This window comes from Nocardioides sp. HDW12B (assembly GCF_011299595.1).
Classification (GTDB): domain Bacteria; phylum Actinomycetota; class Actinomycetes; order Propionibacteriales; family Nocardioidaceae; genus Marmoricola_A.
In genome coordinates, this window is sequence record NZ_CP049867.1 from 1,670,945 (window position 1) to 1,690,646 (window position 19,702).

Below are 19,702 nucleotides of genomic sequence, written 5' to 3' on the forward strand. Positions count from 1 at the left end.
TCACGGCGCGATCGTGGCACAGGCCGCCGACAGCCGCGGCCGCAGTTGTGTCGGTGGTCCCTGCTGCACTCGGTCCATGACCGACGACCTCGTGAAAGTCCTTGTCCGATTCCGTGGGCCCGACCGACCGTTGCGGGGGGAGTGGCTGTGGGCCCGACCCGTCGACGCGGGGCCCGACTGCGGCACCTACGCGCTGCAGACCAGCTCGTTCCTGGTGCCGCTGGCGGCCCTCGACGTCGTGCGGGCCGAGCGCAACGGCGAGGACGACCTGCAGCTCGTCGACGTGCTGGCGCCCAGCGACGCCGTGTGGACGGCGTTCCTGACCCGTCCCGGCACCGACGGGGCGACGCTGCGGCAGATGGGGGACCGGTGGCACGAGTCCGGCGCCGCCTGGACCGAGCGCAGCGGAGCGGCGGCCCTCGTCAGCACCTGGCCGGGGATGCCGGTGGCGGACGTCATCGCCGCGATGGCGCCCGACGTCCGGGCCGGTCACGGCAACCTGGTCGCCGTGGTGACCCCGCAGCACCGCCGGCGCGGCTTCCAGCTCGACATCGACTTCGAGCCGGCCGCACCGAGCCACTCGGTGCCTCAGCCTCGGTCGAGGTCGAGCCGGTCGCTGATGAACGTGTAGTAGTCCGTCAGCAGCCCGACAGCCTGGTCGAGCGACTGCCCGATGCCGTGGCCGCCGGACTCCATGCGCAGCAGCACCGGCTGCCCGCTGGACGTCGCGGCCTGCAGCCGGGCGGCCATCTTCTTGGCGTGCCACGCCTCGACGCGGGGGTCGAACTCGCCGGCCGTGAAGAGCACCGGCGGGTAGGCGACCCCGTCGCGCACCTGGTGGTAGGGCGAGTAGGCCAGCAGCGCCGCGAAGTCCTCGGGGTCCGTGACGGTGCCGAACTCGGTGACGTTGAAGCGGCCGTTCGCCGTCGTCTCGGAACGGATGGCGTCGAGCACCGGAACCGCGCAGACGACCGCAGAGGCGACATCGGGCCGCTGGGTGAGCACCGCTCCCATGAGCAGCCCGCCGTTGGACCCGCCCATGATCGCGAGCTTGTCGCGCGTGGTCACTCCGGTCTCGACGAGGTGGTCGGCGCACGCGATGAAGTCGTCGAAGCAGTTCTGCTTGGTCCGCAGACGGCCGCCGTGGTGCCACGCGACGCCGTACTCCCCGCCGCCGCGGATGTTGGCCACCGCGAAGACGTGGCCCTGCTCCAGCCACTGCAGCCGGGCGGGGGAGAAGGACGGCTTCATCGAGATCGCGTAGCCGCCGTAGCCGTAGAGCAGCGTGGGCGCGCCCGGCTCGACGTCCGGCCGCGCGATGAGGTTGATCGGCACCTGCGTCCCGTCGGCGGAGGTCGCGAACACGCGCCGCACCGTGTAGGCGGACAGGTCGACCGGCGTGCGCGTCCCCAGGGCGGTGCGACGCGGCGCGGAACCGTCGGAGGCCACCCACCACGACCGCGGCTCGGTGAACGACTCCACCGACCACGCGACGGTGTCCGGGCCGACCCGGCGCAGGTCGTCGACCGCGGAGACCTCCGGCACCTCGACGGGCTCGAGCGGCTCGCCGTTGTGCGTGAACACCCGCAGCCCGGACGGACCGCCATCGAGGTCGACGACCCACAGGCGGCCGTCGGTGGCGGCGATGCCCTCGATCGTGACGTCCGACTCCGGAACGACGACCTCGGCCTCACCGTCGGGCAGGCTGACGCGCAGCACCTTCCCGCGCGGGGCGTCGTGGACCGACAGCACGAACAGGTGGTCGCCGGCGAAGGTCGCGCGGATCCACCGGTCGGCGAGGTCTGCGACCGGCCGCCACTCGCCGCCGTCCTGCTCGCGCACGAACATCTGCCACTCGCCGCCGTCACCCTTCTGCACGCAGTCGAGCACCCAGCGGCCGTCGGGCGAGGTGGAAAGGAAGTTCTCCGCGATCCGGTCCTCGGCGAAGACGCCGGACAGCTCGGTGGTGGTCTCGCCGGTGCCGAGGTCGTGGAAGGCGACGACTTGGAAGAAGCCGAGGTCCTCGTCGGGCACCTCGCCAGGCCCGGGGTGGGAGGTCGCCCAGAGACCAGTGCCGTCGGCCTTCCAGGCCACCGACCCGCCCGCCGTACCGCTGTTCACCCAGCCCAGCGGCTCGCCGACTTCCTCGCCCGTGGCGACGTCGTAGACGTGGACGGTGCCGATCTCGGTGCCGTCCTTCGACAGCGACACCGCGACCTTCGAGCCGTCGGGGGACGGACGGAAGAAGTCGATGGTGGTCGTGCCGCCGGCGTCGAGCTCGTTGGGGTCGACCAGCACGCGCTCGTGACCGCTGCCCTCGGTGGTCGAGCCGTCCCCGGTGGTCGAGCCTGTCGAGACCCCCAGATCGGTCAGCACAACAAGAAAGGGCTGCTGCTTGGGTGGCTGGCTCTTCAGCGCGAGGTACGTCGAGCCCGCGCCGGTCAGCGCGTGGTACGCCGTCGACTCGACCTTGAGGATCTCCTCGAAGCGCTTGCGGATCGACTCCCGTGCCGGCACTCCGGCGAGCCACGCCCGGGTCTCGGCGTCCTGGGCCTCGGTCCAGGCCTTCGTCTCGTCGCTGGTGCCGTCCTCCAGCCAGCGGTAGTCCTCGCTCACCTCGACCCCGTGGTAGGTGTCGGTCACCGTCTCCTTGCGCGTCTCCATGGCGCCACCCTCTCACCGCGACGGCTCCGCAGGCACCGTTGGGAACCGGTGGTCTCGAAGACGCGTCGAAGTGTTAGGGCACGACCGAGGAGGCAAAGGCGTGGGACGCAGACGGGTGCGGTGGGGGACTCTGCTGCTGGCGCTCGCAGCGCTGTGTACGGGGTGCTCCGGCACGACGAGCGAGGGCGGAACTTCCGATTACGGCGAGTGCGAGAGCGTCTACGACCCCGTCGCGCGCGGTCAGTCGTGGCCCGCGCTCAAGCGAGGCATGCTCGCCTACGACGACGGACGCGGGCCCGTGGCGTCCGTGCGGGTCCAGGAGCGCGGCCACGACCTCGGCTACAGCGACGAGGACGTCGTGCGCGTCGTGGACCTGCTGGACCGCAAGGGCCGTCGCATGGTGCAGGTCGACGTCTGGCGGACTCCCGACTCCGGCTGGCGCGCCGGCGTCTGGATGCAGTGCATCGACTAGCCGGCCCTACGCCGAGGCCCGCAGCCGCTGCTCGCTCCGACCGGCGCCCGCGGCCGTCACCGTCCGGTCGAGGTCGCGGAAGAAGCAGCCGGTCAGGTGGCCGCCCGCGATCGTGAGCGGCGCCGTCCCCAGGCGAGCCACGAGCCCACCGACGCGCGCGTGGGCGTCGTAGGCCAGCATCGTGCTGGACACCGTGCGTCCACGGTCCAGTCGCACCTCGAGGTCGAGCTCGAGCCGTCCGCACCGGCCGCGTGCGTTGACCCGGACGACCAGCGCCGCCCCGGGTCGGAGGTCGACGATCTCGAAGTCGCCACGGTAGGTGTCGGCGAGCCGACCCACCCGGGCCGAGAGCGTGGCGGCGTACGACCCGGGGCCCAGCGGGCTGAGCCGCTCGCAGCCCGGGATCACCCGACGCAGGACGGAGGTGTCGTGCAGGGCCGCCCACACCTGGTCCACCGGTGCCGGCACCTGTCGCACGTCGACGAATCGCATCGTCCCCCACCTCCTCGACCGTCAGGAGTCGAGCGTCCTCCCGGTGATACGTCGGTCGCCACTGATTTTGGTCCCGGCCCGGTGACCGCTGGTCCCGTCGGGCAGCATGAGGCGGTGGACGCACGCGAACGGCTCGAGGCCGACCGGGCCGCCGCCGAGGGCCGGCTCGCGGCGCTGCGCCGCGACTTCACCGGCATGGTCGACGCCTCGCGTGACAGCAACGCCGACGACGAGCACGACCCCGAGGGCTCGACGATCGCCTTCGAGCGGCAGCAGGTCGACACCCTCGTGCGTCAGACCGAGCAGCACCTGGTCGAGGTCGGGGCGGCGCTGGCCCGGCTGGAGGCCGGGGAGTACGGCGTGTGCGAGCGCTGCGGCCGTCCGGTCCCCGAGGCCCGGCTCGAGGCGCGACCGATGGCGCGCACCTGCGTCACCTGCGCCTGAGCGGGCTCACTTGTAGCGGAAGCCGTCCCGGAACCGTCGGAAGACCCCGCCGCGGATCGGCAGCGGCTCGGACGGCGGGGGAGCGGTCGCCTTGCGCGTCGCGATGGGCGCGTCGTAGTCGGTGCGCACGATGGTGTCGATGATCTGCTCCTCGGAGTAGTCCGCGGAGCCCTCGATCACCGGCACGAACCCGACGAGCACGCCGTTGCGCATCACCTGCGCCTCGAGCTCGGCGGTGCCGTCGGAGTCCCAGGTCGCCACCCGGCCGTCGGGGAGGCGGATGTCGATGCCGAACTGGTAGACGCCGACGCGGGCCAGGTCGGCCTGGGTGCCTCGTGCTCGCAGGGCGTCGACGACGCGGCGTGCCTTGTTCTCGTCCATGGTGCCGTCGAATTTACCGAGGACGCCTGAGGCGGCGCTGAGCGGCGTACGTCGAGAAGTCTGTGGGGCAGGGTGTCGCAGAGACCCGCCGTCGCCCGTGGTGAGGGTAGGAGGCGGTCGACGGGACCGCCGGAGCGAGGAGACACGAGATGACCCACTACCTGCTGACCGTGCACGGACCGGCCGAGATGAACGAGTTCGGCGGCTACGCCTCCCGCGAGGAGATGGAGGAGGCGCACGCCGCGACCGGCGCCTTCAACGAGCAGCTGAAGGCGGACGGCTACTGGGTGTTCGCCGGCGGGCTGCAGCCGGTGTCGACCGCGACCGTCGTCGACGGCCAGGGCGACTCGGTCGTGATGACCGACGGCCCCTACCTGGAGACCAAGGAGGTGCTCGGCGGCTTCTGGGTCATCGACGCCCCCGACCTCGACGTGGCGCTGCGCCTGGCCGCCGAGGGATCGAAGGCGTGCCGCGGCACCGTCGAGGTGCGGCCCTTCGACGGCATCGCCTGAGGCCGGGCGCGAGACCTCAGAGACGCAGCTGCTCGTTCAGGAGGTTGACGAGCGGCCAGGCTCCGTCGGTCCAGTTGGAGATGACCGTCCAGGTCAGCTCCTGCGAGGGGTCGTGCACGCTGGTCATCGAGACACCGGCGTCGCTTCCCTCGAGCCAGGCCGCCGTGCCGGTCTCGTGCAGGTGCAGCCCCAGCCCGTAGCGGCGGGACTCCTCGGGCCACTCGCCGTGCGGGCGCAGCATGAGCTCGACCGAGGGGGGCGCGATGATCTCTCCGGCGTGCAGCGCCTTCCAGAGCCGGTGGAGGTCGGCGGTGGTCGTGTAGGCACCCCCGTCACCGACCCCGACGACCGGCAGGTGCAGCACGTTGGTCCGCAGGCCCTCGCGGTCCAGGTAGCCGCGTGCGGCTCGCCCCGGGAGCTCGTCGGAGCGCAGGAACGCCGTGTCCACCATGCCGGCCGGCTCGAGCACGCAGCGGCGTACGAGCTCGTGGTAGCCGACGCCGCTCGCCCGCTCGCTCAGGAGTGCCAGCACGACGTAGCCGCCGTTGTTGTAGGCGAACCGCTCACCGGCGGGGAAGACCGTCGGGTGGCCGCCCAAGACCCGCAGGTAGTCCTCGGCCGTGACGAGCTGGTGGACCGGCACCGTCATGACGTAGTCCGTCGCGGCGCCGAGGGTGTCCTCGTCGAGGTAGTCGCCGATCCCCGAGCGGTGGGCGAGCAGGTGCTCCACCGTGACGTCCTCGGCAACATCGGGCAGGTCGTCGCCGAGCAACGAGCGGGCGGTGGTGGACAGGGCGAGGACGCCCTGCTCCACCAGCGCCAGCGTCGTGAGGGCCGTCAGCGTCTTCGTGGCGCTGGCCGTGCCGAGCTGGGTGTCGAGCCTGGTGCCGATCGCAAAGGCGCGATCGGCGTACCCGTAGGCCAGGGCGACCTCGGTGTTGCCGCGCCAGTCGACCTGCACCACGCCCGAGAACCCGGTGTCCTGCGCTGTGGTGGCGATCTGCTGCTCCAGGGACCGCATGCGAGTGAACCTAGCGATCACCCGGGGTCCGCCGCTACGTGGTTCAGTGCGTGTGCGGCGCGACGACCTTGCCCTCGCTGGCCTGCACGACGACGAAGCCCTGGCCCTGGAAGACCAGCTGGAACGCCTCGCCGGAGCCGCGACCGATGAGCGCACCGGCGCCCGCCGTGCGTCGCATGCTCGTCTGCAGCGAGGTCGACCACGCGACCGCCGCCTGGACGTCGGCGAAGGTGGGGGCGTCGACGTTGAGGACCACCGGCGAGCCGTGGGCGGCAATCGCGACCGTGCCGGTGCCGGTGAAGGTGGTGTTGAAGACACCGCCGGCCAGCATCGAGGCACCCTCGACGCGCTTGATGTCCCAGGCGAGCGAGGAGTCGAAGGCCACGACGTTGCTGCCGTTGACGGTGAGCGAGTCGTTCTCGAGGTTGACGAGGTGGATCTCGTCGGCGTCCTGGGCGAAGAACACGTCACCCTGGCCGGTCACCTTCATCAGCGGCATGCCCTCACCGGTGAATGCCTTCTTGAGCAGCTTCCCCATGCCGCCGGAGCCCTGGTAGGCGAAGTCGACCTGGCCCTGGTAGGCGATCATCGCGCCCTGGCGGGCCATCACCTCCCCGTTGAGGGCCACGCGCAGCATGCGCGGGTTCTGCAGGGTGAAGCGGTCGTTGGTGGTCGACTCGAGGTTCGCGCCGAACAGCTCGCTGCGCATGAGGCTCCTTGGTTCGTGGGTGTCGTCGGTAGCGCGAGCCTAGGGCGCCGACTCGCGCAGTTCCACGGGCTCGCCCGACGGCGAGCCGTCAGTCGTGCACCTGCTGGTGGTGCGGCCGGCCCGGGTCGTCGTACGTCGGCTCGTCGTCGCCGGCGCGCACGGCCTCGAGCTGGGCGCAGATCGCGATCCCGAGGAACAGCGAGATCGACGACAGCAGGCTCCACACGAGCAGCGCGAACACACCGGCCAGCGGTCCGTAGGTGGTGCTGAAGGCGCCGCTGACGTTGACGTACGCCGACAGCCCGGCCGCCGCGAGCATGCTCAGCACCACGGTGACCGCCGACCCGAGGGCCAGCCACGACAGCGCCGGCTGACGGCGCCGCGGGGCGTGGTCGAAGAGGACCGCGATGGTGACGGTCAGCGTCAGCAGGCCGAGCGGCCAGCGGCCCCACTGCCAGGCCGTGTGGGTGCCGTCGGACCAGCCGTACTCGGTCACCATCGCGTCGCCGAACGCCCCTCCGGCCACCAGCACCAGGAACCCGAGCCCGACCGGCACCGCGAGCAGGGCGGTGAAGACGGCCGCGCGGAGGTACTTCCACAGCGCGGGCCGGTCGCGCCGGATGCCGTAGATGCGGTTGCTGCCGCGCTCGACCTGCGCCACGGCCGTCGTCATCGACACGATCGCCACCAGCAGACCGATGGTCAGCGCGACCTCGCCGGCCTCGCCCGGTCCGCTCGCCAGGGCCCCGACGAGGGCGTCGTCGTCGCCGGCCGCGGGGGAGACGGCGCTGACGGTGGCGGCGACCACCCGGGCGGGACGTTCGTCGTCGATGTCGGCCGCGAGCCCCATGACGGCCAGCAGGAACGGCACCACGGCGAGGCAGGTCTGCAGCGCCAGCGCCCGGCTGTTGGTGAAGCCGTCGCCGTACCGGAACCGCACGAACGACCCGACCAGGATCGACCTCAGGCCGTGGCGCCGGACGAGGTGCCAGGCGTCCTCGGCGTCGAGCTCGTCGCCGTCCATCTCGGTGGTCACCGGGACGGTGCGGGCCGTGGTCATGGCCGCACCCTATGCGGGTGCGGGCGTGCGGCCCGCCCGTCGCGGTGTCCGGGCGAGCCCTCGCGTCAGTGCACGGTCTCCAGCGGTGCGGCCACCTCGTCCGCAGTCAGCTGGTGGTCCTCGGTGTCCAGCTTGCTGGGCCACCAGATCCGGCCGCCCAGGTCCATGTTGATCGCGGTGACGAGCACCGACCGCACGATCATCGTGTCGAGGATGACGCCGAGGGCGACGGCCACACCGAGCTGGGCCAGGAACACCACCGGGATGGTGCCCAGCACGAGGAACGTCGCCGCCAGCACCAGCCCGGCGCTCGTGATGACGCCACCGGTCGAGGTGAGCGCGACCAGTGCTCCCTTGCGGGTGCCGGAGTGCATCGTCTCCTCCCGCACCCGGGTCATGAGGAAGATGTTGTAGTCGATGCCCAGGGCCACCAGGAACACGAAGGCGAACAGCGGGAAGCCGGGGTCCGAGCCGGCGAAGCCGAAGACGTACTCGAAGAGCACCGCCGAGATCCCCAGCGCCGCCCCGAACGACAGCACGACGGTGGCGATCAGGATCAACGGCGCGAGCACCGAGCGCAGCAGGGCCATCAGGATGAGGAAGACCAGCAGCAGCACGATCGGGATGATCACGAGGTTGTCGCGGTTGGCCGCGTCTCGGGTGTCGAGGAAGAACGCCGAGTTGCCGCCCACGAGGGCGTCGGCGCCGTCGACGTCGTGCACGGCGTCACGCACCCGCTCCACGGTGTCGAAAGCCTCCGGGGAGGCCGGGTCGGAGCCGATGGCGGCCTCCACGAACGCGACGTCGCCGGACGCCACCGGGGGCTTGGGCGGCTCGACGTTCTCCAGGCCGGTCATGGCCTCGGCGACGGCGTCCTCGGTGCCGGCGTTGGCCACCACCATCACGGTGTTGGACTGGTCGACCAGTCCGGCGTCGACGAGCACCTGCTGACCGGTGACCGACTGGAACTCCTGGGTGTAGGAGTCCTCGGTCGACAACCCGTTGGTGTCGAGGCGCAGCAGCCCGAGGCAGGCGATGGCCAGCAGGATGGAGGTGACCACCCAGACCTTGCGGGGCCGGGGCGCGATCCAGCGCCCGACGCGGGCCCAGATGCCGGTCTGCGTCGGCTCGGCGGAGCGGAAGGCGGGCCGCCGCGGCCAGAAGATCCACCGGCCCGTGATGACGAGCAGCGCCGGCAGCAGGGTCACCATCACGACGAAGGTGACGCCGATGCCGATAGCGGCGACCGGGCCGAGGCCGGCGGTGGAGTTCATCTCCGCGAAGAGCAGGCAGAGCATGCCGAGCGCCACGGTCGCGGCACTGGCGAGCAGGGCCGGGGCGGCCCGGTGCAGGGCGAAGCCCATGGCCTCGTGGCGGTCCTCGTGGCGGCGCAGCTCCTCGCGGTAGCGCGCCACGAGCAGCAGGGCGTAGTCGGTGCCGGCCCCGATCACGAGGATCGTGAGGATGGCGTAGGACTGCCCGTTGACGGTGAGGTCGGCGTACTTCGCCAGGAAGTAGATGAGCGCCTGGGACACGAACAGGCCGACGATGGCGCTGAAGATCGGCAGGATCCACAGGATCGGGCTGCGGTAGGTGAACAGCAGGATCAGGATCACGACGCTGAGGGTGCCGGCGAGCAGGGTGGTGTCGATGCCGCCGAAGGCCTCGGCCGAGTCGGCGGCCTGACCACCGGCGCCGGCGATGTAGACGTCGCCACCGTCGAGCGAGGCGATGTCGCGCAGGTCGTCGGCGATGTCGGGCATCGCGTTCCAGCCCTCGGAGCCGAAGTCGAAGGTCACGCTGGTCTGGGCGACCGAGCCGTCCTCGGAGACCGCGGGGAAGCTGAGCTTCTCGGCCGCGGCCGGGCTCACCACCGACGGGGCGCGCCCCTCCTTGGCCTCGGCCAGGCCCTCCATGGCGGCGAACTCCGCGGCGTCGTCCTCGATGGCGGCGAGGTCGTCGTCGGTCAGCCCGCCGTCACGGTGGTAGACGACGGTGGTGGGGATGGCGTTGGGGTCCTGGAACGGCTCGAGCCGCTCGAAGGCGCGGGTCGACTCCGCCGACTCCGGCAGCCACGAGGACGCCTCGTTGTTCTGGACGTCGGCCAGCTTGGAGGCGAAGCCGGCGGAGCCCGCCGCGACCAGCAGCCAGATGACGAGCACGACCCATTTGGTGACCCGCCCGGTGAGCGCGCCCGCGAGTTGACGGTTCATGGTCTCCAGTGGAGCAGCACACACCGACAGGACGCATCAGGGTTTTCCCTGACACGCAGGGGGCGATCTAGACCGCTCCACCTTTCGTCACGGTTCAGGACGGTCCCGTTCTGCCTCCCTGCCCGAGCCCCGCCCGGGGACGACGTACCCGACTGCGCGAGGATGGCGACGTGGACATCACCGACGCCCTGCTGCGCGCCCAGGAGGCAGCGGCGCCGGAGGTGGGTCGCGGACGGCTCGCGGAGTACATCCCCAGCCTGGCGGCGGTGGACCCGCACCAGTTCGGGATGGCGATCGCCTCCTGCGACGGCCAGGTGCACGTGATCGGCGACGCCGACGTTCCCTTCTCGGTGCAGAGCATCACCAAGGTCTTCACGCTCGCGCTGGTGGTCGCCGCCGAGGGCGAGAGCATCTGGCGGCGGGTGTCGCGCGAGCCGTCGGGCAACCCGTTCAACTCCCTGCTCCAGCTCGACCAGGAGGCGGGGCGTCCGCGCAACCCGTTCATCAACGCCGGCGCGCTCGTGGTCACCGACCGCCTGCAGACGCTGACGGGCGACGCGAGTGGCGCGCTGGTCGACTTCATGCGTCGCGAGAGCGGTCGCGCCGACGTCGGCAGCGACCCGGTGGTGGCGAAGTCCGAGCTGGAGGCCGGGCACCGGACGTCGGCGCTCGCGCACCTGCTGGCCAGCTACGACAACCTCGAGAACCCGGTGGCCGAGGTCATCGACCAGTACGTCGCGCAGTGCGCCGTGTCGATGACGTGCCGCGAGCTGGCGCTGGCCGGGTTGTTCCTGGCCCGCGACGGTGTGCTCTCCGACGGCACGCAGATGCTCAGCGCCCGACAGGCCAAGCGCGTGAACGCCGTGATGCTGACCTGCGGCACCTACGACTCGGCCGGCGAGTTCGCCTACCGGGTCGGGCTGCCGGCCAAGAGCGGCGTCGGCGGCGGGATCCTGGCCGTCATCCCCGACCGCGGCGTGGCCTGCGTGTGGAGCCCGGCGCTGGGCCCCTCGGGCAGCTCAGCGGCAGGCCTGGCCGCGCTCGACGCGTTCACGACGTACTCCGACTGGACGGTCTTCTGAGGCGAGCCCCGCTAGCGGGTGCCGGACCACCCCGGCGCCCCTTGGCGGGTGACGTGGAGCTGTCGTGCAACGTGCGTGCTCACATGGCGTTCACGACGGCAGCGATGCGGTTGAACTGCCTGTCCTGCATCCTGGCCGACTCCTCGCGGTCCACCTGCGACCCCTCACCGGCGTAGAACTTGCTGAGGAGCACGGCCCGCTCCTTGACGACGACGTGCACCACCCCTGCGGGACCCGGTCGTCCTTGCAGCTCGTGGCGTGTCACCCAGGCCTGGACGAGGTCGGCGCTCTTCGACCGCTCGGAGTACGGCTCGTAGAAGACGGTGACGTCGCCCTCGGTCTCGCGCTCGCACGAGAACGCGGACGACACTGATTCCGCCCATGTCCTCGCCTCGTCCGCACTGGCGAAGACCATCAGCTGGCGATCGTGCGCCGACGCGACGTCGTACCAGGCGGCGTAGAGCGTGTCGGCGACGTCGGGCAGGCCGTCGGGCAGACCGGCGTTGTCGCAGGTGACGAGGTCCAGCGGGAACCGGTCCGCGTCCCACTCGCGGGTCGGCCCGTGGCGGCCCCACTGCCCGCCCGGCGACGTCTGCTCGTCGTCAGTCGGCAGTCCTCGCAGCAGCGGAAAGTCGGCCGGAATCACACCGCTCAGGCTCGGCCGACCCTCCGCCTCGACCTCGACCTCCGGGCTGGGGCGTGGATCGGGGTCTGCGTCACTGCCGCAACCGACCACGAGCGCCGCGGCACAGACCGTCACAGCGGCGAGGCGGCCGCGCGGGTGAGCACTCCGAGCACCTGGGTGCATGCCCCATGGTAGGAGCACGAGACGTGCTCGCGGGAGCCGTGGTCGGCTCTGGTTGCGGCCGCGTCGTGCGCCGACCCTGCTCTGGAGGATGGAGCGGACGCGAGGATTTGAACCTCGACCTCTTCTCTGGAAGAGAAGTGTGCTGCAACTACACCACGTCCGCATCGCCGGCCTCAGAGAGGCGGCAGGTGCCTAGTCTGGCGCACGCCCGCTGCCACCGGAGCGGCGGGTACGCCGACGTGTGATCAGCGGCGGGTCAACGGTCCTTCGACACGGTGTGGAGCGTGACCTCACGCAGCTCTCCGGAGTCGGCGACCGCCGTCATGTAGGTGCAATGGGGTTGCCGTCGCCGGTCGGTGGGGGAGCCCGGGTTGAGCAGCCGGAGCCCGGTGGCCGTGGTCGTGTCCCACGGGATGTGGCTGTGGCCGAACACCAGCACGTCGAGGTCGGGGAACTGCTCGCTGCAGCGACGCTCGCGGCCCTTCGAGTCGCCGGTCTCGTGGATCACGCCCAACCGCACGCCCTCGACCTCGACCCTCGCGATCTCCGGAAGCCTCTCCCGGAAGGCCCCGTGGTCGTTGTTGCCCCACACGGCCACGAGCCGTCGGGCCCGCGACTCGAAATCGTCGAGGAGGGACTCGTCGACCCAGTCACCGGCGTGGATGACCACGTCGGCGGCCTGGACCTCGGCCCACACCTGCTCGGGCAGCTGTCGTGCGCGCTTGGGGACGTGGGTGTCCGCCACCACCAGGAGCCGAGTCGCCATGGCACCAGTGAACAGCCACCGTCAACTCAGCCGGGTCTCACTGACTGCAACGAACGGAATCCAGCTCACCAGGCGCGTGGTTCTACGTCGAGGACTCCTGCTTGCCGAACCAGTAGCCCAAGACCGTCCCTGCAATCCCTACAACGGGGGCAATGAACTGGGCAAAGTCCTCGGGAGCAATCTCCGAGGATGGACTGAACATCGCGATCATCGGCATCAACACCAACGCAAGAACCACCAGGAGCAGCACAGTGCTCCGCACTCGATCGTTCTGATACTTGAGCTTCAACTCAAGGCGCATTCTCTCGAGTTCTGCGGCATGCTCCTGCCTCGTACGCGCTACCTCCGATTCCGCCTGTGCCGCTAGGTTCTTCAGCTTCTCCCGCTCGAGTTCGAATTCATACGAGGTCTGTTGCTTCGTTGCATCGGCAACGAGGCGGGCGCCCTTCATCTCGTGCCGCAGTTTCGTCCAGTCGAGTCCAGCACTACTGGCCAACTGAGCCCACTCGGCGAGCCCAGGGGTCGAGAGAAACTCGATGACGCCAGGAGCATCCCGATCAGGCTCCCCCTCGAGGCCGCTCACCTCGAGGCGAGCCGCTACGTCGGTGGCCATCGCCTCAGCTGACTCGCTCGAAGCATCGGTCCCCGACGCGTTGTGACTGTCTTCCCCATCAAGGGGGGTCTCGTCGCTGCTGGCCATGACCTCCACCCGTTTCAGAATCCGGGGTGTATCCGTCTTCTTCCAGCATGACCAGAACCCCAACACGGTGTCTAGCCCCGCACCTGGGCCCGGAAGGGCTACGACCGGATGCCTAACCGCGGCGTGCCCGTGCACCGTCGAGCCTCGATGCTGGCTTTCAGATCCGTTTCATGCGCGTCGAGCTGCTGCGCCCCAGCAAGTAACAGGCCACGTTGACGTTGGAGGGTACAGAAGTGAAGGCTCGCGACGCGGGCCGCGGCGACTATGTCGATTCAACCTCGGTTGCGGCCGAGGTCGTCGTGCGCCTGCACCCACTCCTCGGCAACGACTGCGGACCCGAGCGACAGCTCGCCGGCCATGACGGTGGCGGCGATGATCTCGGTCAGCTTGCGGACGCCGCCGGCGCCGTAGCACCCGAGCATCTCGAGACACTCACGCTGCGTGGCGAGCCCGGTCCCTCCGCCGTACGTCGCGACGATGAGCGACGGCAAGGTGACCGAGGCGTAGTAGTCGCCGTTCGGCAGCAGCTCGGAGAAGCCGTAGAGCGCCGAGCTCTCGGCGACGTTCGCGACGTCCTGGCCGGTGGCGATGAACATCGCGGTGATGCCGTTCGCCGAGTGCAGCCCGTTGTTGTTCGTCACCGACATCATCGAGCCGAGCTGGCCGCGCATCCGCGCGTTGAAGAGCTTCTCGGTCGAGACGTTCATGTGCTTCTCGACGAGCGCCGACGGCAGCGTGATCTCCGCGACGACGCGCTTGCCGCGCGTGTGCAGCATGTTGACGACCGAGGTCTTCTTGTCGGTGGCGAACTGGCCCTCGAGCAGGAAGTGCAGCTCGGCGGGGTAGTTCTGCTTGATCCACGCGCACGCCGCGAACGTCGCCTTGCCGGTCATGTTCTGCCCGGCCGCGTCGCCGGTGGTGAAGTTGAAGCGCGTGTAGAGCATCTTCGCCACCGAGAACGTCTGGATGTCGACGAGCTTGCCGCTGCTCGTCGTCTCCTCGGCCGCCGCCGCGACCTGCTCGAAGTGCGCGTCGAGCCAGTCCTTGAAGTCGCGCATCTCGCGGGCGCTGCCGAAGCTGAACACCGGCGCGCGCTGCATCCGGTCGTCGAGGATCGTCGTCGTCACGCCGCCGGCCTCGCGGCACAGCTTCATCCCGCGGTTGTACGACGCGACCAGGGTGCCCTCGGTGGTGGCCAGGGGGACGAGGAACTCGCCCTGGGCGTGCTCGCCGTTGACCAGCAGCGGGCCGGCGACGCCCATCGGCACCTGCGCGACGCCGAAGAAGCTCTCGACGTTGCCGGCCAGCGTGCCCGGGTCCAGCGAGTACGACGAGGTGTGCTCGAGCGCCGACCCGGTGTGGGAGCGGATGTGCTGCTGACGGGCCTGGATGGGTTCGGGGGCGTAGTCGTCCTCGCGGTCGCGCGGGATCTTCAGGTCCGTCATGGGCTCGACAATGTCAGCGCGGCCGACTTCCCGGAGCCGATCAGGGATTCGCGCCCAGGTGGTGCCGCACGACGCGACGCCGCAGGGTCGGTGAGTCCACGACCTCGTAGCCGGCCTCGACGAACGCCTGCAGCAGCCCGACCGACGCTTCGTCCCAGATCACGGTCTTCCCCGGCGGCGGCTCCGTGGGGTAGCCCTCGAGGACGCGGGCGCCCACCTGCTCGCCGTACTCGACGGTGGCGGCGGCCAGCTCGTACATCAGCCCCTGCTTGCGAAACCCGGGGCGTACGACGAAGCAGGTCACCGACCAGATGCCCGGTGCCTCGGGGTCCTGGCGCATCCACGGCTTCTTGCGGCTCCAGATCCGGGGGTAGTTCTCCCGCGGCTCGACGGCGACCCAGCCGGCCGGCTCTCCGTCGACGTACCCGATGAGGCCGGAGGTGGGCCCCGCGGTGCCGCAGGCGGTCTGCTCGATCAGCGCGGCGTCGCGCTGCTCCTGGGTGGTGTCGCGCCAGATCCAGCCGGGGACCTTGAGGCCCTGGCAGCGGCACTTCCGGGCGCCGCCGGAGTCGAAGACCGCCTCGACGTCCTCGGTAGTGGCCTCGTTGGCCGCGCGCCAGGTGAACTCGGTCATGTCGCGGGCTGGTCCTGCTCGAGCTCGCCGAAACCGTCCTCGACCAGGGTGCGAGCGGTGTCGACCGCTCGCTGCGCGTCGGGCCCGGAGGCCGAGACCGTGATCTCGGACCCCTGCTCGGTGCCGAGCGTCAGCAGCTCCAGCGAGCTCGCTCCGTCCGCCGTGCGGCCATTCGCGGCGACCACGACCTCTGCGTCGAGCTGGCCGAGCGCGGTGGCCAGCTGGGCCGCCGGCCGGGCGTGCAGCCCGGTGGGGTTGATGAGCGTGAGCGTGACCGACGCGTGCGTCGGCGACGCGCTGCCGCCCTGGTCGGACGGACCCGGCTCGTCGGGCTCGGGCTCGGGCTCACCGAGAGCGCTGCGCTTGGGTGTCAGCGCGGCCTCGGCCTCGCGCGCGACCGTGGCGAGGTCGGCGCCGCCGGCGGCGCGTACGACGGCCGCGACCAGGCCCTCGACGAGCGGCGCGGGGCTCAGGCGTACCTCGGTCTCGTCGAGACCGGCGAGCTCGATCGCCAGCTCGGCACTCATGACCGCCGACCCGAGGTCCATCAGCACGAGCACCCCATCAGGACTTGCGGATTCCGCCAGCGCCTCCGCGACCGCGGTGGCGTCGGTGCCGAGCCCGCCGTCGGCCCCGGCGGCGACCGCGATGGTCGGGCCGCCGTCGGGCGTCATCTGGGTCGCCAGCTCCACCACCGCGTCGGCCAGAGCACGGCTGTGGGAGACGACCACGATGCCGATCACGGCCGGTCCGTCAGTTCCGTCAGGTCCGTCACGCGACGGCGTCCGCGAGCGCCTCGAGGAGCATCGTGGCCGACGCCGCGCCCGGGTCGGTGTGGCCCTTGCTGCGCTCGCCGAGGTAGCTCGCGCGACCCTTGCGGGCCTCCATCGGCGTGGTGGCCTCGCGCCCCTGTGCCGCAGCCTCGGCGGCTGCCCGGAGACCGGCGGCGAGGTCGTCGCCGGCCTCGACCGACGTGGCCAAAGCATCGACCGCCGGGGCGAGCGCGTCGACCATCGTCTTGTCACCCAGCTCGGCCTTGCCGCGGGCGGTGAGGCCCTCGACGCCGGCCTTGACCATCGCCAGGACGGCCGGTGCGTCGAGGGTCTCGGCGTCCCCGGCCGCGGCCGCGGCCCGGAGGAAGAAGGTGCCGTAGAGCGGGCCGCTGGCGCCGCCGACCGTGCCGACCAGCTTCATCCCCACCGCCTTGAGCAGGCTCGCCGGAGTGTCGGGCGCCCCGTCGCCCTCGACCAGCGTCATCACCGCCTCCATGCCGCGGTTCAGGTTCGACCCGTGGTCGGCGTCGCCGATCGCAGCGTCCAGCTCGGTCAGGTAGTCGCGGTGCTCGCGGACCGAGTCACGGAACGTGCCCAGCCACGCGACGAGCTGGTCCTGGGTCAGCGACGACGTCACGCTCAGACCCCCCACCGCAGGCCGGGGGTGCTGACCGGGGCGTCCCAGAGGCGCAGCATCTCCTCGTCGGCGGCCAGCAGGGTGAGCGAGGCGCCGGCCATCTCGAGCGAGGTGATGTAGTTGCCCACCAGGCAGCGGCCCACCTCGACGCCGGCGGCCTGGAGCCGAGCCGCCACCTCGTTGTACGTCAGGTAGAGCTCGATGAGCGGGGTGCCGCCCATGCCGTTGAGCAGGACGATCGTGGGACCTGCGGTGAAGTCGTGGTCGGCCAGCACCGGGTCGACGAGCAGGCGGGCGATCTCGGACGCAGTGGTCATCGGCTCGCGGCGGCGTCCGGGCTCGCCGTGGATGCCGACGCCGACCTCGATCTCGTCGTCGGGCAGGTCGAACGTCGGCTTGCCCGCCGACGGCACGGTGCAGCTGCTCAGCGCGATGCCCATCGAGCGGCCGCCGTCGCTGACCCGGTTGGCGAGAGCCTCGACGGCGTCGAGGTCCTGGCCCTCCTCGGCCGCCGCTCCGACGATCTTCTCCAGCAGCACGGTGATGCCGACGCCGCGGCGGCCGGCGGTGTAGGTGGAGTCCTCCACGGCGACGTCGTCGCGCGTGACGACCGTGCGTACGTCGACGCCGCCGTCGGCCGCGGCGAGCTCGCCGGCCATCTCGAAGTTCATGACGTCGCCGGTGTAGTTCTTCACGATGTGCAGCACGCCGGCGCCGCGGTCGACGCTGGTCGTCGCCTCGGCCATCTGGTCGGGCGTGGGGGACGTGAACACCTCGCCGGCGCAGGCGGCGTCGAGCATGCCCGTTCCGACGAACCCGCCGTGCAGCGGCTCGTGTCCCGACCCGCCGCCGGAGATCAGCGCCACCTTCCCGTTGTCCTTGGCCGCGGAGCGGTAGATGATCCGGTTCCCGTGGTCCACCCGCAGCTCGGGGTGGGCCGCCGCGACGCCGCGAAGCGACTCGGCGAGGACATTGGCAGGATCGTTGATGAGCTTCTTCACGGGCAGGGCTCCCTCAGCGTGGCGGCGCGCGGTGCGAGCCGCACCGGCCCGCCGAGTCTTCGCCGCGGGCGCTCGGCGCGTCAAGGGGTGATCGGCGCCGCCGGTGCGACCGGTGTCGGGGGAGCGGGGGAGTCAACCCTCAGGCGCTGTCCTCGGTCAGCGCCGTGACCGGCAGCCAGTCGGCGCCGAGCAGCTCGCCGAGGTCGACGAGGCCGGAGGTGTCGCCGCCCACGGTGTCAGAGGCGGCGGCGATCCGCTCGACCATGACTCGGCCGACCTGCTCCTCGACGGTCCCCTCGGCGTAGGCGATGTGCCACGGCGAGACCTGGTGGTCGCGGTGGGTGCGGCCGGTCACCTGGCGGCCGGCGATGCCGGAGAAGCGGGCCTGGTGGAAGAGACCGACCCGCGGCTCCGTGCTCGCCTGCCGGCCGCCGTCGAGCGTCTCGCCGGCGTGCAGGCTGATCGAGGCGACGGTGGTGAAGACGCAGACCTTGGCCTGCCCGGTCTGGAAGCGGAGCCGCTCGGCCTCGGGGTCGAAGCGGTCGCGACCGTAGATCGTGGCGACCTCGATCCCGGAGTCGCGCAGCCGGTCGGCGATCGGGTCGGCGGCGGTCGCGACGAACTCGACCGAGCAGGCCACCTGCCGCTCCGCCTCGACCTGCTGGGCGATCCACGCGACGGTCGAGTCGACGCGGATGAGCCCGGCCTTCTGCCGGAAGCGCAGCAGCGCGGCCCGACCCCTCGCGACGTTGCGCCCGCGCCGGGCGATGTCCATCTCGCGGCAGAACGCACCCCACTCCGCCTCGTACGCCGTCCGCTCGGCCGGCGTGAGTGCCACCGGCATGCCGGAGATCGGCACTGGCCCCCACGGTGCGGCGCGGTGCAGCATCGCCGGTGGCCGCTCCTCGTCGAGCCAGCCCCTCACGAGCTTGAGGTCAGCCGCGCGTCGCGCCGGGTCGGTGGTCCACGTCGCGCCGTAGCGTCCGCGCTCGACCCCGACGCCGTGGCGCTCGAGCGAGTCGGCGAACACCTCCGCCGGCTTCGTCGCCGAGGTCCACTCCTTGATGGGCTCGCCGAGCGTCTGGGCGTAGGCCGGGGCGAGGTAGGGCAGCTCGAGCGGGGTGTGTCCGGGCGTGGCGGTGGTGGCGATGACGAAAGGCGCCTTGTCGTGCGGTCGTCCGTGGCCGGAGATCCGCGCCCAGAGCTTCCAGCGCTTGGTCGTCGTACGCCGTAGTGCGTGCGCCTCGTCGGCGATGATCACGTCCCACGTGTGGTCGGTGACCTTCTCGAGCCGGTCCCACGTGATGACGACCCACTCGAGGCCGTCGCTGCCGAGCGCGGCGATGGTGCGGCACCAGTGGCCGATGGTGATGGCGGCGGGCCGGTCGGCGACGACGAGCACGCGCTGTGCGCCGCGGAGGTCGCCGACCGCGCTCGCTCCCAGCACCGCGGAGATGGTCTTGCCGACGCCCGGCTCGTCGGCGAGCAGGAACAGCCGTCCGCCGGCCTCGGCACACGCGGCGATCGCGTCGGCAGCCTCGTACTGGAGCTGGCGCGGCTCGAGTGCGTCGGTCCCCTCGGGGTCGGGCGTCCGGTCGTCGGGGTTGAGGGTGTTCTCGATGAAGCGGCCGAGCGTGTAGGGCCCGGGGGAGTACGGCGCCAGGTGCGCCGGCAGGGATCGCCCGACGTAGAGGTGGGTCTTGACGGCCGGGTGCCAGGCGGCGCCGTCGACCTGGGTGCCGTAGGGAACGTCGAGCACCCACAGCCGCTCGCCCGGACCGGCGACCGGCAGCGGCCGTGGCTGTCGCGTGCCGCTCCGACGTGGCGCGCTGCGTCGACGGTTGCTGGATCGTCGAGGACTGGCCACGCTCGGACGCTATCGAGGTCT

Annotated in this window: 21 protein-coding genes, 1 tRNA gene and 1 pseudogene; 5 read left to right on the plus strand and 18 right to left on the minus strand. The window is 71.3% G+C overall.

All coding sequences use genetic code 11. The features are described 5' to 3' along the window. The first annotated feature begins 76 nt into the window (after positions 1 to 76). Positions 77 to 631 (plus strand): hypothetical protein, encoded by a 555-nt coding sequence (locus tag G7072_RS07805; protein WP_166085148.1) that lies wholly within the window; start codon positions 77 to 79, stop codon positions 629 to 631. On the opposite strand, the gene G7072_RS07810 is transcribed toward G7072_RS07805, so the two are convergent. Continuing rightward, complete coding sequence (locus G7072_RS07810) at positions 589 to 2,664, minus strand: prolyl oligopeptidase family serine peptidase (RefSeq protein ID WP_166085149.1); 2,076 nt, start codon at positions 2,662 to 2,664, stop codon at positions 589 to 591. The two genes, G7072_RS07805 and G7072_RS07810, sit on opposite strands and share 43 nt — an antisense overlap. A gap of 268 nt (positions 2,665 to 2,932) precedes the next feature. Here G7072_RS07810 and G7072_RS07815 point away from each other — a divergent pair, with 268 nt between their 5' ends. Then, positions 2,933 to 3,136 (plus strand): hypothetical protein, encoded by a 204-nt coding sequence (locus tag G7072_RS07815; RefSeq protein ID WP_166085151.1) that lies wholly within the window; start codon positions 2,933 to 2,935, stop codon positions 3,134 to 3,136. Between the two features lie 6 nt (positions 3,137 to 3,142). Here G7072_RS07815 and G7072_RS07820 read toward each other — a convergent pair whose 3' ends face one another. Further along, the gene (locus tag G7072_RS07820; protein ID WP_166085153.1) at positions 3,143 to 3,628 is read right to left on the minus strand and encodes an SRPBCC domain-containing protein; all 486 of its coding nucleotides are present in this window, start codon (positions 3,626 to 3,628) and stop codon (positions 3,143 to 3,145) included. A gap of 114 nt (positions 3,629 to 3,742) precedes the next feature. Here G7072_RS07820 and G7072_RS07825 point away from each other — a divergent pair, with 114 nt between their 5' ends. After that, positions 3,743 to 4,072, plus strand: coding sequence for a TraR/DksA C4-type zinc finger protein (locus G7072_RS07825; RefSeq protein WP_240917202.1), 330 nt, complete (start codon positions 3,743 to 3,745; stop codon positions 4,070 to 4,072). 6 nt (positions 4,073 to 4,078) lie between these two features. On the opposite strand, the gene G7072_RS07830 is transcribed toward G7072_RS07825, so the two are convergent. After that, positions 4,079 to 4,453 (minus strand): hypothetical protein, encoded by a 375-nt coding sequence (locus tag G7072_RS07830; RefSeq protein ID WP_166085155.1) that lies wholly within the window; start codon positions 4,451 to 4,453, stop codon positions 4,079 to 4,081. Positions 4,454 to 4,602: 149 nt separating this feature from the next. Between G7072_RS07830 and G7072_RS07835 the strand changes: the two genes are divergently transcribed. Further along, positions 4,603 to 4,965, plus strand: coding sequence for a YciI family protein (locus G7072_RS07835; RefSeq protein ID WP_166085157.1), 363 nt, complete (start codon positions 4,603 to 4,605; stop codon positions 4,963 to 4,965). A 16-nt stretch (positions 4,966 to 4,981) separates the two neighbouring features. Here the strand turns inward: G7072_RS07835 and G7072_RS07840 are convergent, their stop codons facing one another. From G7072_RS07840 to G7072_RS07855, 4 genes are all read right to left on the minus strand, one after another. Next, complete coding sequence (locus tag G7072_RS07840) at positions 4,982 to 5,986, minus strand: serine hydrolase domain-containing protein (protein WP_166085159.1); 1,005 nt, start codon at positions 5,984 to 5,986, stop codon at positions 4,982 to 4,984. A gap of 43 nt (positions 5,987 to 6,029) precedes the next feature. Continuing rightward, complete coding sequence (locus G7072_RS07845; protein WP_166085161.1) at positions 6,030 to 6,695, minus strand: AIM24 family protein; 666 nt, start codon at positions 6,693 to 6,695, stop codon at positions 6,030 to 6,032. 88 nt (positions 6,696 to 6,783) lie between these two features. Beyond that, positions 6,784 to 7,755: a YihY/virulence factor BrkB family protein gene (locus tag G7072_RS07850; protein ID WP_166085164.1), complete on the minus strand. Its 972-nt coding sequence runs from the start codon at positions 7,753 to 7,755 to the stop codon at positions 6,784 to 6,786. Positions 7,756 to 7,820: 65 nt separating this feature from the next. After that, positions 7,821 to 9,968, minus strand: a complete 2,148-nt coding sequence (locus G7072_RS07855) for an MMPL family transporter (protein WP_166085166.1) — start codon at positions 9,966 to 9,968, stop codon at positions 7,821 to 7,823. A 170-nt stretch (positions 9,969 to 10,138) separates the two neighbouring features. On the opposite strand from G7072_RS07855, the gene G7072_RS07860 reads away from it, so the two are divergent. Beyond that, positions 10,139 to 11,050, plus strand: a complete 912-nt coding sequence (locus G7072_RS07860; protein WP_166085168.1) for a glutaminase — start codon at positions 10,139 to 10,141, stop codon at positions 11,048 to 11,050. Positions 11,051 to 11,129: 79 nt separating this feature from the next. Here the strand turns inward: G7072_RS07860 and G7072_RS07865 are convergent, their stop codons facing one another. The 11 genes and pseudogenes from G7072_RS07865 to G7072_RS07910 all read right to left on the minus strand — a co-directional run bounded on the left by G7072_RS07865 (position 11,130) and on the right by G7072_RS07910 (position 19,573). Then, on the minus strand, positions 11,130 to 11,696 hold the full coding sequence (locus G7072_RS07865) for a hypothetical protein (protein WP_166085171.1): 567 nt from the start codon (positions 11,694 to 11,696) through the stop codon (positions 11,130 to 11,132). Between the two features lie 251 nt (positions 11,697 to 11,947). Continuing rightward, positions 11,948 to 12,021 (minus strand) — tRNA-Gly (locus G7072_RS07870). A gap of 93 nt (positions 12,022 to 12,114) precedes the next feature. Beyond that, positions 12,115 to 12,624 carry a metallophosphoesterase gene (locus G7072_RS07875; RefSeq protein ID WP_166085173.1) on the minus strand — a complete coding sequence of 170 codons (510 nt, stop codon included), beginning with the start codon at positions 12,622 to 12,624 and terminating at the stop codon, positions 12,115 to 12,117. A gap of 82 nt (positions 12,625 to 12,706) precedes the next feature. Continuing rightward, the gene (locus G7072_RS07880) at positions 12,707 to 13,459 is read right to left on the minus strand and encodes a hypothetical protein (RefSeq protein ID WP_166085175.1); all 753 of its coding nucleotides are present in this window, start codon (positions 13,457 to 13,459) and stop codon (positions 12,707 to 12,709) included. Between the two features lie 137 nt (positions 13,460 to 13,596). Next, positions 13,597 to 14,769, minus strand: coding sequence for a hydroxymethylglutaryl-CoA reductase (locus G7072_RS07885; protein WP_166085177.1), 1,173 nt, complete (start codon positions 14,767 to 14,769; stop codon positions 13,597 to 13,599). A 40-nt stretch (positions 14,770 to 14,809) separates the two neighbouring features. After that, positions 14,810 to 15,403 carry a GNAT family N-acetyltransferase gene (locus tag G7072_RS07890; RefSeq protein ID WP_166085179.1) on the minus strand — a complete coding sequence of 198 codons (594 nt, stop codon included), beginning with the start codon at positions 15,401 to 15,403 and terminating at the stop codon, positions 14,810 to 14,812. Continuing rightward, a complete protein-coding gene (locus G7072_RS20255) occupies positions 15,400 to 15,777 on the minus strand; it encodes an HPr family phosphocarrier protein (RefSeq protein ID WP_346766227.1) in 378 nt (125 codons plus the stop codon). The genes G7072_RS07890 and G7072_RS20255 overlap by 4 nt, the downstream gene beginning before the upstream one ends. Beyond that, positions 15,754 to 16,146 (minus strand): annotated as a pseudogene (gene dhaM, locus G7072_RS20260) (dihydroxyacetone kinase phosphoryl donor subunit DhaM); the annotation flags it as partial. The pseudogene dhaM and the gene G7072_RS20255, both read right to left, overlap by 24 nt. 28 nt (positions 16,147 to 16,174) lie before the next feature. After that, complete coding sequence (dhaL, locus tag G7072_RS07900; RefSeq protein WP_166085183.1) at positions 16,175 to 16,813, minus strand: dihydroxyacetone kinase subunit DhaL; 639 nt, start codon at positions 16,811 to 16,813, stop codon at positions 16,175 to 16,177. Between the two features lie 2 nt (positions 16,814 to 16,815). Further along, complete coding sequence (gene dhaK / locus G7072_RS07905) at positions 16,816 to 17,814, minus strand: dihydroxyacetone kinase subunit DhaK (protein WP_166085185.1); 999 nt, start codon at positions 17,812 to 17,814, stop codon at positions 16,816 to 16,818. Positions 17,815 to 17,953: 139 nt separating this feature from the next. Continuing rightward, a complete protein-coding gene (locus G7072_RS07910; protein ID WP_206063320.1) occupies positions 17,954 to 19,573 on the minus strand; it encodes a helicase in 1,620 nt (539 codons plus the stop codon). Positions 19,574 to 19,702: the final 129 nt, after the last annotated feature.

What these genes read in the sequence shown, in the direction of transcription:
- G7072_RS07835 (WP_166085157.1), top strand. Translation starts at nt 4,603, where the DNA reads ATGACCCACTACCTGCTGACCGTGCACGGACCGGCCGAGATGAACGAG.
- G7072_RS07840 (WP_166085159.1), bottom strand. Translation starts at nt 5,986, where the DNA reads ATGCGGTCCCTGGAGCAGCAGATCGCCACCACAGCGCAGGACACCGGG.
- G7072_RS07830 (WP_166085155.1), bottom strand. Translation starts at nt 4,453, where the DNA reads ATGGACGAGAACAAGGCACGCCGCGTCGTCGACGCCCTGCGAGCACGA.
- G7072_RS07875 (WP_166085173.1), bottom strand. Translation starts at nt 12,624, where the DNA reads ATGGCGACTCGGCTCCTGGTGGTGGCGGACACCCACGTCCCCAAGCGC.
- G7072_RS07885 (WP_166085177.1), bottom strand. Translation starts at nt 14,769, where the DNA reads ATGACGGACCTGAAGATCCCGCGCGACCGCGAGGACGACTACGCCCCC.
- G7072_RS07820 (WP_166085153.1), bottom strand. Translation starts at nt 3,628, where the DNA reads ATGCGATTCGTCGACGTGCGACAGGTGCCGGCACCGGTGGACCAGGTG.
- G7072_RS07855 (WP_166085166.1), bottom strand. Translation starts at nt 9,968, where the DNA reads ATGAACCGTCAACTCGCGGGCGCGCTCACCGGGCGGGTCACCAAATGG.
- G7072_RS07805 (WP_166085148.1), top strand. Translation starts at nt 77, where the DNA reads ATGACCGACGACCTCGTGAAAGTCCTTGTCCGATTCCGTGGGCCCGAC.
- G7072_RS07845 (WP_166085161.1), bottom strand. Translation starts at nt 6,695, where the DNA reads ATGCGCAGCGAGCTGTTCGGCGCGAACCTCGAGTCGACCACCAACGAC.
- G7072_RS07890 (WP_166085179.1), bottom strand. Translation starts at nt 15,403, where the DNA reads ATGACCGAGTTCACCTGGCGCGCGGCCAACGAGGCCACTACCGAGGAC.
- G7072_RS07850 (WP_166085164.1), bottom strand. Translation starts at nt 7,755, where the DNA reads ATGACCACGGCCCGCACCGTCCCGGTGACCACCGAGATGGACGGCGAC.
- G7072_RS07815 (WP_166085151.1), top strand. Translation starts at nt 2,933, where the DNA reads ATGCTCGCCTACGACGACGGACGCGGGCCCGTGGCGTCCGTGCGGGTC.
- G7072_RS07810 (WP_166085149.1), bottom strand. Translation starts at nt 2,664, where the DNA reads ATGGAGACGCGCAAGGAGACGGTGACCGACACCTACCACGGGGTCGAG.